This is a genomic window from Cellulomonas sp. KH9, assembly GCF_900114185.1.
GTDB lineage: Bacteria > Actinomycetota > Actinomycetes > Actinomycetales > Cellulomonadaceae > Cellulomonas.
On the sequence record NZ_FOSE01000004.1, the window covers coordinates 87,787 to 101,141 of the forward strand.

At 74.7% G+C, this 13,355-nt stretch carries 14 protein-coding genes; 8 read left to right on the top strand and 6 right to left on the bottom strand.

The genetic code is table 11. The features are described 5' to 3' along the window. Positions 1 to 38: 38 nt before the first annotated feature. Complete coding sequence (gene rnhA / locus BMZ16_RS13215) at positions 39 to 479, top strand: ribonuclease HI (protein ID WP_089802059.1); 441 nt, start codon at positions 39 to 41, stop codon at positions 477 to 479. Between the two features lie 27 nt (positions 480 to 506). Here the strand turns inward: rnhA and BMZ16_RS13220 are convergent, their stop codons facing one another. The 5 genes from BMZ16_RS13220 to BMZ16_RS13240 all read right to left on the bottom strand — a co-directional run bounded on the left by BMZ16_RS13220 (position 507) and on the right by BMZ16_RS13240 (position 5,694). Beyond that, on the bottom strand, positions 507 to 1,664 hold the full coding sequence (locus BMZ16_RS13220) for a Gfo/Idh/MocA family protein (RefSeq protein ID WP_089802061.1): 1,158 nt from the start codon (positions 1,662 to 1,664) through the stop codon (positions 507 to 509). 23 nt (positions 1,665 to 1,687) lie between these two features. After that, complete coding sequence (locus BMZ16_RS13225; RefSeq protein WP_089801281.1) at positions 1,688 to 2,824, bottom strand: Gfo/Idh/MocA family protein; 1,137 nt, start codon at positions 2,822 to 2,824, stop codon at positions 1,688 to 1,690. Further along, positions 2,809 to 3,495 carry a ThuA domain-containing protein gene (locus tag BMZ16_RS13230; protein WP_369822593.1) on the bottom strand — a complete coding sequence of 229 codons (687 nt, stop codon included), beginning with the start codon at positions 3,493 to 3,495 and terminating at the stop codon, positions 2,809 to 2,811. The genes BMZ16_RS13225 and BMZ16_RS13230 overlap by 16 nt, the downstream gene beginning before the upstream one ends. 84 nt (positions 3,496 to 3,579) lie before the next feature. Continuing rightward, on the bottom strand, positions 3,580 to 4,593 hold the full coding sequence (locus tag BMZ16_RS13235) for a LacI family DNA-binding transcriptional regulator (protein ID WP_089801285.1): 1,014 nt from the start codon (positions 4,591 to 4,593) through the stop codon (positions 3,580 to 3,582). A 174-nt stretch (positions 4,594 to 4,767) separates the two neighbouring features. Further along, positions 4,768 to 5,694: a 3-methyladenine DNA glycosylase gene (locus BMZ16_RS13240; RefSeq protein ID WP_369822594.1), complete on the bottom strand. Its 927-nt coding sequence runs from the start codon at positions 5,692 to 5,694 to the stop codon at positions 4,768 to 4,770. Between the two features lie 35 nt (positions 5,695 to 5,729). Between BMZ16_RS13240 and BMZ16_RS13245 the strand changes: the two genes are divergently transcribed. The 4 genes from BMZ16_RS13245 to BMZ16_RS13260 all read left to right on the top strand — a co-directional run bounded on the left by BMZ16_RS13245 (position 5,730) and on the right by BMZ16_RS13260 (position 8,884). Beyond that, complete coding sequence (locus BMZ16_RS13245; protein ID WP_089801287.1) at positions 5,730 to 6,374, top strand: pyridoxine/pyridoxamine 5'-phosphate oxidase; 645 nt, start codon at positions 5,730 to 5,732, stop codon at positions 6,372 to 6,374. 258 nt (positions 6,375 to 6,632) lie between these two features. After that, a complete protein-coding gene (locus BMZ16_RS13250) occupies positions 6,633 to 7,412 on the top strand; it encodes an amino acid ABC transporter substrate-binding protein (protein WP_089801289.1) in 780 nt (259 codons plus the stop codon). A 25-nt stretch (positions 7,413 to 7,437) separates the two neighbouring features. Continuing rightward, the gene (locus BMZ16_RS13255) at positions 7,438 to 8,106 is read left to right on the top strand and encodes an amino acid ABC transporter permease (RefSeq protein ID WP_089801291.1); all 669 of its coding nucleotides are present in this window, start codon (positions 7,438 to 7,440) and stop codon (positions 8,104 to 8,106) included. Between the two features lie 13 nt (positions 8,107 to 8,119). Continuing rightward, positions 8,120 to 8,884: an amino acid ABC transporter ATP-binding protein gene (locus tag BMZ16_RS13260; protein WP_089801293.1), complete on the top strand. Its 765-nt coding sequence runs from the start codon at positions 8,120 to 8,122 to the stop codon at positions 8,882 to 8,884. Positions 8,885 to 8,930: 46 nt separating this feature from the next. On the opposite strand, the gene BMZ16_RS13265 is transcribed toward BMZ16_RS13260, so the two are convergent. Then, positions 8,931 to 10,043 (bottom strand): heparan-alpha-glucosaminide N-acetyltransferase domain-containing protein, encoded by a 1,113-nt coding sequence (locus BMZ16_RS13265; RefSeq protein WP_089801295.1) that lies wholly within the window; start codon positions 10,041 to 10,043, stop codon positions 8,931 to 8,933. A 112-nt stretch (positions 10,044 to 10,155) separates the two neighbouring features. Between BMZ16_RS13265 and BMZ16_RS13270 the strand changes: the two genes are divergently transcribed. From BMZ16_RS13270 to BMZ16_RS13280, 3 genes are all read left to right on the top strand, one after another. Then, positions 10,156 to 10,974 carry a methyltransferase domain-containing protein gene (locus BMZ16_RS13270; protein ID WP_089801297.1) on the top strand — a complete coding sequence of 273 codons (819 nt, stop codon included), beginning with the start codon at positions 10,156 to 10,158 and terminating at the stop codon, positions 10,972 to 10,974. Positions 10,975 to 11,015: 41 nt separating this feature from the next. After that, entirely contained in the window at positions 11,016 to 11,804 is a 789-nt protein-coding gene (locus BMZ16_RS13275; RefSeq protein WP_089801299.1) for a fumarylacetoacetate hydrolase family protein, read from the top strand. A 79-nt stretch (positions 11,805 to 11,883) separates the two neighbouring features. Further along, on the top strand, positions 11,884 to 13,335 hold the full coding sequence (locus tag BMZ16_RS13280; protein ID WP_089801301.1) for an alanine/glycine:cation symporter family protein: 1,452 nt from the start codon (positions 11,884 to 11,886) through the stop codon (positions 13,333 to 13,335). Positions 13,336 to 13,355 lie beyond the last annotated feature (20 nt).

Genomic DNA, 13,355 nt, shown 5'->3' on the forward strand with positions numbered 1-13,355 from the left:
TCCGCGTGAGCGAGACCGACGACCTGCCCCGCGTGGAGATGTGGACCGACGGCGCCTGCAAGGGCAACCCCGGCGTCGGGGGGTGGGGGGCCTGGATGCGCTTCGGCGACCAGGAGAAGGAGCTGTGGGGCGGCGAGGCCGCGACCACGAACAACCGCATGGAGCTCTCGGCCGTCATCGAGGGCCTGCGGGCCCTCAAGCGGCCCTGCCTGATCACCCTGCACGTCGACTCGACGTACGTGATGAACGGGCTCACCAAGTGGCTGCCGGGCTGGAAGCGCAACGGCTGGCTCACGGGGGACAAGAAGCCCGTCAAGAACAAGGAGCTGTGGCAGGCGCTCGACACCGAGGTGCAGCGCCACCACGTCACCTGGGTGTGGGTGAAGGGGCACGCGGGTGACCCGGGCAACGAGCGCGCGGACGCGCTGGCCAACCGGGGCGTCGACGACGTGCGGGCCGGGGCGGCGGCCGGTCGCTGACCGGCCGCCGCGCCCGCTCCGCGGGCGTCAGGCCGTCGCGGGCGCCGGGACCGGCGTCCACCGGCAGTCGTCCGCAGCCGACCGCTCCACCGCGTCGAGGACACGCTGCACCTGCAGGCCGTCCGCGAACGTCGGGGTCGGGTGCGTGCCGGCCGCGACGGCCTCGACGAGGTCGACCACCTGGTGCGTGAACGCGTGCTCGTAACCCAGGCCGTGCCCGGTGGGCCACCAGCTGCCCGTGTACGGGTGCTCCGGCTCCGTGACGTACACGCGCCGGAAGCCCTGCAGGCCGGCCGGGTCGTGCGCGTCGTACACGTGCAGGACGTTCATGTCCTCGAAGTCGAACGCGAGCGACCCGTCGGTCCCGTTGATCTCGACGCGGATCGCGTTGCGCCGCCCCAGCGCGAACCGGGTCGCCTCGAACAGCGCGAGCCCGCCGCCGGACAGCCGTGAGGTGAACACCGCGGCGTCGTCGACCGTCACCGGGCCCGTCGCGCCGCCCGCGTCCCCGACGCCCGAGAGGCCGTCGAACGCCGCCGCGACCGGCCGCTCCTCGACGAACGTCGCGAGCTGCGCGGACACCCCGGTCAGGGTCTCGCCGGTGATGAACTGCACGAGGTCGATGACGTGCGCGCCGATGTCGCCGAGCGAGCCCGACCCGGCCTTCTCCTTGTCGAGGCGCCACGACAGCGGCGTCGCGGGGTCCGACAGCCAGTCCTGCAGGTACAGGCCGCGCGCGTGCCGCACCGTGCCGATGCGGCCCTCGGCGACCAGCCGGCGCGCCAGCGCGATCGCCGGGACCCGCCGGTAGGAGTACCCGACCATCGCGACCCGGTCCGGCGCGGCCGCGGCGGCCGCCACCATCGCCTCGGCCTCCGCGACGGTGTTGGCCAGCGGCTTCTCGCACAGCACGTGCTTGCCGGCCTGCAGCGCCGCGATCGCGATCTCGGCGTGCGTGTCGCCCGGCGTGCAGATGTCGACCAGGTCGACGTCGTCGCGGTCGAGCAGCTCGCGCCAGTCGGTCGTCGACGAGCGCCAGCCGAGCCGCTCGGCCGCCGCCGCGGTGCGCTGCGCGTCGCGCCCGGCGACCACCGCGAGGTCGGGTCGCAGCGGCAGGTCGAAGAAGCGCGGCGCGGTCTGCCACGCGTGCGAGTGGGCCAGGCCCATGAAGGCGTGGCCGACCATGCCGACGCCGAGCCTGCCGGCGCTCACGACGCCGCCCGGGCGCTGGGTGCGGGTGCGGTCATGTCGGGGCTCCCCGGGGTGGTCAGGTCCGCGAGCGGGACGAGGGACGGGATCGCGCACGTGCTGGTGACGGGCAGGCGCGTGCCCGTGTCGGCGGCACGCAGCACCGTCTGCATGGTGTCGAGCACGTGCAGCGCGACGTCGGCCGACGCGCGCGTGGTGCGGCGGTCGGCGCTGCGGGCGGCGTCCACGAGCCCGGCGCCGCGTCCGGCGTTCGCGTAGCCGGCCGACGGCGGCACCGTGCGCCACTCGTCGCCGCGTGCGTGCACCTGCACGTCACCGTCGAACCGGTTGGGGTCGGGCACCAGCAGCGAGCCCTCCTCGCCGTGCACCTCGATCGGCCGCGCGAGGGACGCCGGGGCGTCGAAGCTCATGACGAGCGTGGTGACGGCACCCGACGCGTGCTCGACGAGCGCGGTCACGTGCGTCGCGACGTCCACGGGCACCCGCTCGCCGGCGCGGGGCCCCTGGCCGATGGTGCGGTGGCTGCGCGGCCGGGTCGCCACGCCCTGCACCGCGGTGACGGGGCCGAGCAGGTGCACGAGCGTCGTCAGGTAGTACGGGCCCATGTCGAGCAGCGGCCCGCCGCCGGGTGCGTAGTAGAAGTCCGGCTGCGGGTGCCACGCCTCGTGACCGCCGCAGGCCATGGTGGCCGTGGCGGCGACGGGGCGACCGATGGCACCCGACTCGACCACGGCGCGTGCGGTCTGCACGCCCGTGCCGAGCACGGTGTCCGGCGCCCCACCCAGGGCGACGCCGGCGGCCGTGGCGGCGTCGAGGACGCGGTGAGCCGCGTCGACCGTCGCGCAGAACGGCTTCTCGTTGTAGACGGACCGGCCGTGCGCGACCGCAGCCAGCGCGACCTCCTCGTGCGCGGCGGGGGTCGTCAGGTCGAGGACCCACTCGACGTCGTCGTGCGCGAGCAGGTCCGGCAGGTCGAGCGCGCGGACGCCGTGGTGCTCCGCGACGGCGTCGGCGCGTCCGCGGTCCAGGTCGGCGACGGCGACGATCTGCAGGTCCGGCGTGGTCGCGGCGGTCGTCAGGTAGGCGTTCGAGATGACGCCGCAGCCGACGACGCCGACCCTCAGCGGCTCGCCCACACCATGCTCCTCTCGATCATGGTGCGGACGCTGGGGTGCTCGAGCACGTCGACGCTGTGGCCGGGCGTGACGACGCAGATGCGGCCCTCGCCCCACTGCCGCGTCCAGACGGCCGGGCAGGTGATCGTGCGGTGCCACGGGTGCCAGGGCGGCGCGGGGTGCGTCGTGGTGGCCAGGACGTCGTTGAGGTCGTCGGTGAGCACCCAGTACTGCTCGGTGGTCAGCTCGAACGACCCGATCCCCGCGGTGACCGGGTGATCCGCCGCGGCGGGGAGCATGTCGACCGTGTAGGGCAGGTAGTTGTCGGACTGGTCGCCGTGGCACTCGTCGGGGTGCTTGGAGGGGTGCGTGGCGAACTGCCCGCCGATGAGCTGCAGGTAGTCGGAGCTGTTGCGGAACGAGTCGGCGATGCCGCCGTGCCAGCCGACCAGGCCGGTGCCGGCCGCGACGGCCTTGCGCAGCCCGGCGACGGCCGCGCCGGACGCCTCGCCCATCGTGTAGCACTGCACGATCAGGTCGACGTCCGCCATCGCGTCGTCGGCGTACACCTCGGGGGTGTCGACGACGCGGACCGTGTGGCCGGTCGCCTCGAGGTGGGGGAGGAACATGTCCGTCGCGGCGACGGGCGCGTGCCCGTCCCAGCCGCCCCGGACCACCAGAGCCTGCTTCACGTGGAGCCTTCCGTGGGGATCTCGCATCGGTGAGAGATCGATCTCTCGGGACGCTACCCGGTGCGGTCGCCCCTGGCCAGGGGGTCAGACGGACTCGCGCACCGTGAGCGTCGTGGGCAGCAGGACGTGCTGCGCGGGCGCGGTCGGGTCGTCCAGCGTGTCGAGCACCAGCTCGGCCGCACGCGCACCGAGCTCGCGCAGCGGCTGGCGCACCGACGTCAGGGGCGGGTCGCAGGTCCGGGCCACCACGGTGTCGTCGAACCCGACGACCGAGACGTCGTCCGGCACCCGGCGCCCGCCCGCCTCCAGCACCCGCAGCGCACCGAGCGCCATGAGGTCGGAGCCGGCGAACACGCCGTCCACGTGCGGGTCGCGGCGCAGCACCGACGCCGCGGCCGACGCCCCCGACGACATCGAGAACGACCCGTGGACGACCGGCCCGGGCGTGACGTCCCACGCGGCCAGCTCGTCGCGGAAGCCCCGCGTGCGGTCGTCCGCCGGGGCGTACCCCGCAGGCCCGGCGATCGTCGCGACGCGGCGCCGGCCCGCCTCGAGCAGCGCCCGGGCCGCCAGGCGACCGCCCCCGTAGTTGTCGCTGTCCACCGAGGTCAGGGCGTCGTCCATGGCCGCGGTGGGGCGTCCGACGAACACCACGGGCACGGGCAGCGGGCCCAGCTCCGCGAACAGGGGCTCCGACTCGCGCTGGAGCACGACCACCGCCGCGTCGACGTGCCCGCCCGCCAGGTAGCGCAGCAGGGGTGCGCGCTCACGCCCGTCGTCGAGGAGCAGGACCGGCTGCACCGACCGCGCGAAGAGGACGGCCGTGGCACCGCGCAGGGGCGCGCCGACGAACGGCCCACCCTGGCCCTCGAGCTCGCTGCTCGGCGCCACCAGCGCCACCGAGCCGGTCGCGCCGCTGCGCAGCGCGCGGGCCGCGCTGTTGGTGCGGTAGTCGAGCGCGTCCGCCGCGTCCCGCACGCGCTGCACGAGCACCGGGTCGACGCTCGACCGCCCGGCGAGCGCGCGCGACGCCGTCGCGCGCGAGACGCCGGCGGCGTGCGCCACGTCCAGCAGCGTCGGGCGGGCGTGCGGGCTCATGGGGGCATGCTGCCACGGGGGGGCCGCGGGGGAGGCCGGTCGTGGGATCGATCTCCCGGACCCGCCGGGCACGCGGGTGCGTCCGGGGCGCCGCGTCCCGGCCCCGGCTGCCGGGCGGGGTGCGTCGGGGACGACGGCAGCCGCCCGCGCTGCCGCTCACGGCAGCCGTCCGGGTCAGCCCGCGGGCGTGAGGACGGCGGCGACCGAGCCGAGGAGCCGGTGCCGCAGCGTGTTCGCCCGTTCCGCGTAGCCCCGCTGGCGGCGCACGTACTCCGCCTTGCCCTCGGGCGTCTCGACGGCGACGGGCGCCAGCCCGTACGGCGTCACGTCGTAGGGGCTGGCCTGCATGTCGGTGGTGCGGATCTCGCGGGCCAGCTCGAAGCAGTCCAGCAGCAGCTCACCGGGGACCAGCGGGCCGAGCTTCAACGACCACTTGTAGAGGTCCATGTTGGCGTGCAGGCAGCCGGGCTGCTCCATCGCCGTCTGCGTCTCACGTGTCGGGACGAGCGTGTTGCGCCCGACGGCGTCGGGGGTGAAGAACCGGAACGCGTCGACGTGCGTGCAGCGGATGCGGTGCGCCTCGACGACCGCGTCCGTCCCCGCCTCGCCGAGCCGCAGCGGCAGCGGGTGCCGGTGGGCGCCCGCGGGCTCGCGGTAGACCATCGCCCACTCGTGCAGGCCGAAGCAGCCCGTCGCCGCGGGCCGGGACGCGGTGGCGTCCAGCAGGCCGGTCACGAACCGCACGGTGTCCCCGCGCGCGTCGAGGAGGGCCTCGAGGTCGAGGCGCACCGTGCCGTCGTCGTCGGTGCGGTACCAGCGCCAGGCGCCCTGGGGTGCGGGTCCGTCGGGCCCCGGCGCGAGCGCCACGCCCGCACCGGGGTGCCAGCGCCGCAGCTGCCCGGGGGTGGCCGGGTAGTACTCGAACAGGAAGTCCTCGACCGCGTGCTTCTCGTGCCGGGAGCGCCGCGCGCGGTGGCCCGCGGTGAGCGCGTCGGCGCGGGCGGCGTGCGCCTCGGCGCGGGCACGCCACCGAGCCGCGTCGAGCACGGGGACGGTCGGCTGGGGTCGGGGGGCCACCGCACCAGGGTAGGTCGTGTGCATTTGCCCTCGTCGGGGACGCCCGGCAGGGTGTCGCTGTGCGTGAGCTGCTGCGGTCCCTGCCCGCTCTGTCCGGCACCGCGCCGACGTTCGACGCGGAAGCGGTTCCCGACGACCCGCTGGAGCTGTTCGTCGACTGGTTCTCCACCGCCCTGAGCCGCGGCGTCCCGGAGCCGCACGCCGCGACGCTGTCCACCGCGGACGTCGCCGGGCAGCCGTCCGCGCGCGTGCTGGTGCTCAAGGACGTCGGGCCCGAGGGGTTCGCGTTCGCGACCGACGCGCGCAGCGCCAAGGTCGAGGACCTCGAGGTGAACCCGCAGGCGGCGCTGACCTTCTGGTGGCAGCCCGTGGTGCGGCAGGTGCGCATCTCGGGTGCCGCACGGTTCCTCGGCGAGGAGGCGTCGGCCGAGGACTACCTGGCGCGCTCGCCGCGCTCCCGCGCGGCCGCCGCGAGCGTGCGTCCGGGGCGCGAGCTGGCCTCGGTCACCGACCTGCGCGACGCGATGGCCCGGTCCCGCGCCCGGATCGACGAGGACCCCGGCTTCGTGCTCCCGACGTGGCAGGCGTGGCTCGTGGTGCCGGACGTCATCGAGTTCTGGCAGGGGAGCCTGGACCGCGCCCACGTCCGGGTCGTCTACCGCAGCCGCGAGGGCGGCTGGTCGCGCGGTCTGGTCTGGCCGTGACGTCGGGTGTCGGGGCCGGTGCTAGGGTCGCCGGCATGACCACGGCCCCGCGCTCCGCGCTCGCTGCCGCGTGTCGTCGTTGTCGTTGTCGCTGTCGCTGAGCCCCGCCTCGCCAGCCGGACCCCTGGTCCCTCCCGACCGCTCCGCGGTCGCCCAGACGCCCGCGCGTCCACCCCTCGCCGGTCTCCCGGCCCGCCGCGCAGCCCCCGCCCCGCCGTCACGGCCACCGGGCGCTGCATCCGCCCGAAAGGTCACCTCATGTCCCGCCCCCTGCGTCGCCTGCTCGTGCTGCCCGTCGTCCTCGCCGTCGGGGCGCTGGCCGCCTGCTCGTCGGGGGACCAGCCGGGTGAGGGCACCTCGGGCGCGGGCGTCCTGCGCGTGGGCACCGAGGGCACGTACTCGCCGTTCAGCTTCCACGGCGCGGACGGCGACCTGACCGGCTACGACGTCGAGGTCGTCACGGCGGTCGCCGACGAGCTCGGGATGGAGGTCGAGTTCTCCGAGACGACGTGGGACTCGATCTTCGCGGGCCTGGAGGCGGAGCGGTACGACGTCATCGCCAACCAGGTCACGGTCAACGACGAGCGCCGCGCCACGTACGACTTCAGCGAGCCGTACACCGTGTCGACCGGCGTCGCCGTGGTCGCGGCCGACAACGACGCGGTCACCTCGCTCGCCGACGTCTCGGGGCTCACGGCCGCGCAGTCCGCGACCTCCAACTGGTCCCAGATCGCGACGGACGCCGGTGCGAAGGTCGAGGCGGTCGAGGGCCTGACCCAGGCGGTCGCGCTGCTGCAGCAGGGACGGGTCGACGTGACGTTCAACGACGACCTGGCCGTGCTGGACTACCTGAAGCAGTCGGGCGACGAGTCGGTGAGGATCGCGTTCGAGACGGGGGACACCGTCGAGCAGGCGCTCGCGCTGCGCAAGGGCTCCGACCTCACCGCGCGGATCGACGAGGCGCTCGCGACGCTGCGCGCGGACGGCACGCTCGCGCAGATCTCGGAGAAGTGGTTCGGCGAGGACGTCTCGCAGTGAGCGCGTCGCGTCCGGTGGCGGCGGCGTGAACGGCGACACCTGGGACCTCGTCGTCTCGTCGATCGGCCCGCTGCTGTCCGGCGCGGTCCGCGGGACGATCCCGCTGACGCTGATCTCGTTCGTCCTCGGGCTGGCGCTGGCGCTGGTCGTCGCGCTGGCCCGGCTGTCGCGGCACCGGCTGGTGTCCGGGGCCGCGCGCGCCTACATCTCGCTGATCCGTGGCACCCCGCTGCTCGTGCAGCTGTTCATCATCTTCTACGCGCTGCCGTCGCTCGGCCTGGTCATCGACCCGTTCCCGTCGGCGGTCGTCGCGTTCTCGCTGAACGTGGGCGGCTACGCGGCCGAGACGATCCGTGCCGCGATCCTGTCCGTGCCGAAGGGGCAGTGGGAGGCGGCGGCGACCGTCGGGCTGGACCACCGGCTGACCCTGCAGCGCGTCGTCCTGCCGCAGGCGGTGCGCGTCGCGGTCCCGCCGCTGTCCAACACGTTCATCTCGCTGGTCAAGGACACGTCCCTGGCCTCGACGATCATGGTCACCGAGCTGCTGCGCAAGGCGCAGGAGATCGCGGCACCGACGTACGAGTTCATGACGCTGTACTCGCTGGCGGCGGTGATCTACTGGCTGATCTGCCTGGTGCTGTCGACGGCGCAGTCCCGGTTGGAGCGTCGCCTCGACCGGTTCGTGGCGCACTGACGTGGGAGACGCGATGACGAGTGACGACCGCCCGCTGGTGGACGTGCACGGGCTGACGAAGTCGTTCGGCACCCTGCACGTGCTGCAGGGCATCGACCTGCGCGTCGGCCGCGGCAGCGTCACGGTGCTGCTCGGCCCGTCCGGCTCCGGGAAGACGACGTTGCTGCGGTGCCTGAACTCCCTCGAGGTCCCCGAGGCCGGCACGGTGCGGATCGACGACGTCGAGGTCGACTTCGCGCGACGACCCTCCCGCGCGGAGCTGCGCCGGCTGCGTGGCACGTCCGGCATGGTGTTCCAGTCCCACGAGCTGTTCCCGCACCGCACCGCCCTGCAGAACGTCACCGAGGGCCCGCTGTACGCGCAGCGCCGGCCCGCGGCGCAGGTGACGGCCGAGGCGACGGCCCTGCTCGCGAAGGTCGGGCTCGCCGACAAGGCGGACGCCTACCCGCACGAGCTGTCCGGCGGGCAGCAGCAGCGCGTCGGGATCGCGCGGGCGCTCGCCCTGCGGCCCCGGCTGCTGCTGTTCGACGAGCCCACGTCGGCGCTCGACCCCGAGACGGTGGGGGAGGTGCTCGCCGTGATGCGGGACCTGGCCGCCGAGGGCTGGACGATGGTCGTCGTCACGCACGAGATCCGGTTCGCGCGGCAGGTTGCCGACCACGTCGTCTTCATGGACGGCGGGGTCGTGGTCGAGGAGGGGCGGCCGGACGACGTGCTGGTCGACCCGCGTCAGGAGCGGACGCGCCGGTTCCTGCAGCGGATCCTCGACCCGCTCTGACCCGGTCCGCCGCGACCCGCTCCACCCCGCAGGTCGGGCCCGTGCCTCAGTCGGGCAGGGGCGCGGGCACGACCGGCGCCGCGTCCGTCGGGGTGGGCGCCGCGGGGGCCGTGCCCTGCGACGTGGTGCGTCGCGGCGGCAGCGCGTCCGGCGAGACGTCGGCCGCGCGCACCGACACCACGTGCAGCAGCAGCTCCAGCGGCCCGCGGCCCAGCGTCGCCCGCCACAGCCAGCACAGCCCGACCGTGACGAGCAGGAAGGCGACCCAGCCGGCCGTGGTCGCCTGCCACACGACCTCGTCGCCCAGCACAGCGATGGCCAGCAGCTGCCCGGTGTACGCGGTGAGGGCCAGCGCGCCCGTCGCCGACACCGGGGCCAGCGCCCGCGGCCACCGCACGCCGACGGCCAGGCACGCCGCGAGCACGAGCAGCGACGTGCCGGTGTTGCCGGCCACCTCGAACAGGGTCGAGGAGTGCGGCTCGGCCGTGGTCAGCTCGGTGACGCGGCCCAGCAGCAGGCGCGCGGCCCAGGCGCCGCCGTGGCCGAGCAGCACGAGGGCCGCGCCCCACAGCGCCAGCGCGGCGTGCGTCCGCCCGGACCGCAGGTCGCACCGGCCCACCGCGAGGCCCACCAGCACGTACGCGATCCAGACTACCGCGGGGTAGTAGTGCCCGACGAGCACGGCGGCCAGGTCGAGCGGCCGCTCGTCGACCACCTCCACCCAGCCGGCGAGGCCCTGCCGCAGCGGGGGCCCGACGAGGGCGACGAGCACGGCGGTGACCACGAGCGCCCACCGCGGCCACCGCAGCGCGACGACGCCGGCCGCGAAGAGCCCGGCGTACACGACGAGGATCACGACGACCGGCGTCTCGAGCAGCACCAGGGCGGTCCCCAGGGCGACGAGCAGCACCGCGCGCACGAGGATGCGGAGCCGCGCCTGCACCAGGCGCGTGCCGTCGACCGGGTCGGCACCGCCCGACAGCAGGGCGAGGCCCACGCCCGCGAGCAGGACGAACAGCGCGGACGGGCGCCCGTCGGCGAGCTGCGCCCAGCCCCCGGGCGGCAGGGTGCGCCACGCGTCCCCCGGACCGACGTGCGCCGTCACCATGCCGAGCACGGCGACCCCCCGAGCGGTGTCCACGCCCACGATGCGTCGCATCTGCGCATGCTAGACGTGCTGGGGCCGCGCGGCCGGGCGGGATTTCTCAGGATGTGACCTCATCCGTCCCGGCTGTTGGTCGAATCGGTACGACCGCGCCTACAGTGCCGGTGTGACCACGCGGACCCAGGACGTCTACACGCACGGCCACCACGAGAGCGTGCTGCGCTCGCACCGGTGGCGCACGGCGGAGAACTCCGCCGGGTACCTGCTGCCCGCGCTCGCCCCCGGGCAGCGGCTGCTGGACGTCGGCTGCGGTCCGGGCACCGTGACGGTCGACCTCGCCTCCCGCGTGGCGCCCGGCGAGGTCGTGGGCGTCGACCGGTCGGCCGCCGTGCTGGCCGTCGCCACGGAGCACGCCGCCGAGAAGGGCGCGACGAACGCGCGCTTCCAGGTCGGTGACGCGTACGCGCTGGAGTTCGACGACGACACCTTCGACGTCGTGCACGCCCACCAGGTGCTGCAGCACCTCACCGACCCCGTCGCCGCGCTCCGCGAGATGAAGCGGGTGACGCGCCCCGGCGGCGTGGTCGCCGTCCGTGACGCCGACTACGCCGGCATGACCTGGTACCCCGCCCACCCGGGCCTCGACGAGTGGCAGGCGCTCTACCACGAGGTGACGCAGGCCAACGGCGCCGAGGCGGACGCGGGGCGCCGGCTCCTGTCGTGGGTGCGCCAGGCCGGCTTCGACGCCGCGGGGATCGCGCCCGGCGCGGGCGTGTGGTGCTACGCCACCCCGGAGGACCGGACGTGGTGGGCGACGCTGTGGGCCGACCGCTGCGTGACGTCGGACTTCGCGGTGCAGGCGATGGACCACCGCCTCGCCGACGAGGTCGCCCTGGAGCTGCTCGCCGAGGCGTGGCGCGAGTGGGGCACGTCGCCCGACGGCTGGTTCATGGTGCCGCACGGCGAGGTGCTGGCCCGCGCCTGAGCGGGCACGGGTCGCGCGCCCGGAGCACCTAGGCTGGGCCCGTGCGCATCGCCAGGTTCACCAACGGTTCCGACCCCCGCTACGCGCTCGTCGAGGGCGAGCCCGGCCACGAGGAGCTCGTCGTCATCACGGGCGACCCCATCTACACGCCGGTGCAGCCGACGGGGGAGCGCGTCAGGCTCGACGACGACGGGGTGCGGCTGCTCGCGCCCGTCATCCCGCGCTCCAAGATCGTCGGCGTCGGGCGCAACTACGCGGCGCACGCCGCCGAGCACGGCAACGACGTCCCGGCGTCGCCGCTGCTCTTCCTCAAGCCCAACACCTCCGTGATCGGCCCGGACGACCCGATCGTGCTGCCGGACTGGACCGAGCACGTCGAGCACGAGGCCGAGCTGGCCGTCGTCATCGGCAAGGTCACCAAGGACGTCACGCCCGAGCGCGCCCTGCACCACGTGTTCGGCTACACCGTGGCCAACGACGTCACGGCGCGCGACATCCAGCGGTCCGACGACCAGTGGACCCGCGCCAAGGGCTTCGACACGTCCTGCCCCCTGGGGCCGTGGGTCGTGCCCGGCCTCGACGTCGACGACCTGGCCGTCACCGCCCGCGTCAACGGCGAGGCCCGCCAGGACGGGCGCACGTCGCAGATGGTGTTCGACGTGGCCTACCTCGTGTCCTACGTCTCCGAGGTGTTCACGCTGCTGCCCGGCGACGTCATCCTCACCGGCACGCCCGCCGGTGTGGGTCGCATCGAGCACCGCGACGTCGTCGAGGTCGAGGTCGAGGAGATCGGCGTGCTGCGCAACCCGGTGCTGCGCCGCAACCCGTAGCCCTGCCGCCGCCCTCAGCCCTCGCCGCCCCCGCCGGACCGACCTAGCCTCGGCTGAGGGGCGACGGACGGGGGCAGGGATGGACCTGCAGGTCGGCATCGACTGGCTCACCGACGCCCTGTACTCCTCCTGGCTCGTGTACCTGCTCGTCGGCGTCGGGCTGTGGTTCTCGGTCCGCACCGGGTTCGTGCAGGTGCGGATGTTCCCGGCGATGGTCCGCCAGCTGTTCGCGTCCCGGACCGGCTCCGCGGGTGGCATCTCGTCGTTCCAGGCGTTCGCCGTCGGGCTGGCGTCGCGCGTCGGCACGGGCAACATCGCGGGCGTCGCGGTCGCGCTCACCCTCGGCGGACCGGGCGCGGTGTTCTGGATGTGGCTGGTCGCGGCCGTGGGGATGGCCACGGCCCTGGTCGAGGCGACGCTGGCGCAGGTGTTCAAGGTGCGCCAGCCCGACGGCTCGTACCGCGGTGGACCCGCGTACTACATCCAGCGGGGGCTGGGGTCGTACCGCTGGGGCGCGGTGTTCGCCGTGCTGCTGGTCGTGACGTTCGGGTTCGCGTTCAACATGGTGCAGGCCAACACCATCGCCGACACGCTGGCCTCGAACCACCAGCTCCCCGCCCCGTGGACGGCCGTCGGGCTCATGGTCGTCGCGGCGCCCGTGCTGTTCGGCGGCGTGCGTCGGGTGGCGCGCGTGGCCGAGGTGGTCGTGCCGCTCATGGCGGGGCTCTACCTGCTGCTGGCCGTGGTGGTCGTCGCCCTGAACATCTCGACCCTGCCCGACGTGTTCCGGCAGATCCTGCAGGGCGCGTTCGGGCTGGACAGCGCGCTCGCGGGCACCGGCGGCGGGATCCTCGCCGCCGTCCTCAACGGGACCAAGCGCGGCCTGTTCTCCAACGAGGCGGGCATGGGCTCGGTGCCCAACACGGCCGCGACGGCCACGGTGTCGCACCCGGTCAAGCAGGGCCTGGTGCAGTCGCTGGGGGTGTTCGTCGACACCATGCTGGTGTGCTCCGCGACGGCGTTCGTCGTGCTGTCGGCGGGGCCGGCGGTCTACGTCCCGGGGCAGACCGGCGCCAGCGCCGGTGCCGCGCTGACGTCCGACGCGGTCACCCACGAGCTCGGCGACTGGGCGGCGCTGCCCATGACGGTCCTGATCTTCACGTTCGCGTTCAGCTCGGTCCTCGGCAACTACGCGTACGCCGAGGTGAACCTCACGTTCCTCGGCGTCCACGGGCGGGCCCTGACGGCGCTGCGCACGCTCGTCCTGGCGGCGGTCGGCATCGGGTCGCTGCTCACGCTCACGACGGTCTGGGCGCTCGCCGACATCGCCATGGCGTTCATGGCCACGGTCAACCTGGTCGCGATCGTGCTGCTGTCCCGCTGGGCGCTCGGGGCGTTGGCCGACTACGGCGCGGCGCGGCGCGCCGGGGGTGACGACCGGTTCGTCGGGGAGGGCAACCCCCTGCTGCCCGGGGACGTGCCGGGTGACGTCTGGGCCGCGGGGGTGCGCGACGGGGCACCCGCCGGTTGAGAGGCGCGTGCCGGCGCGGG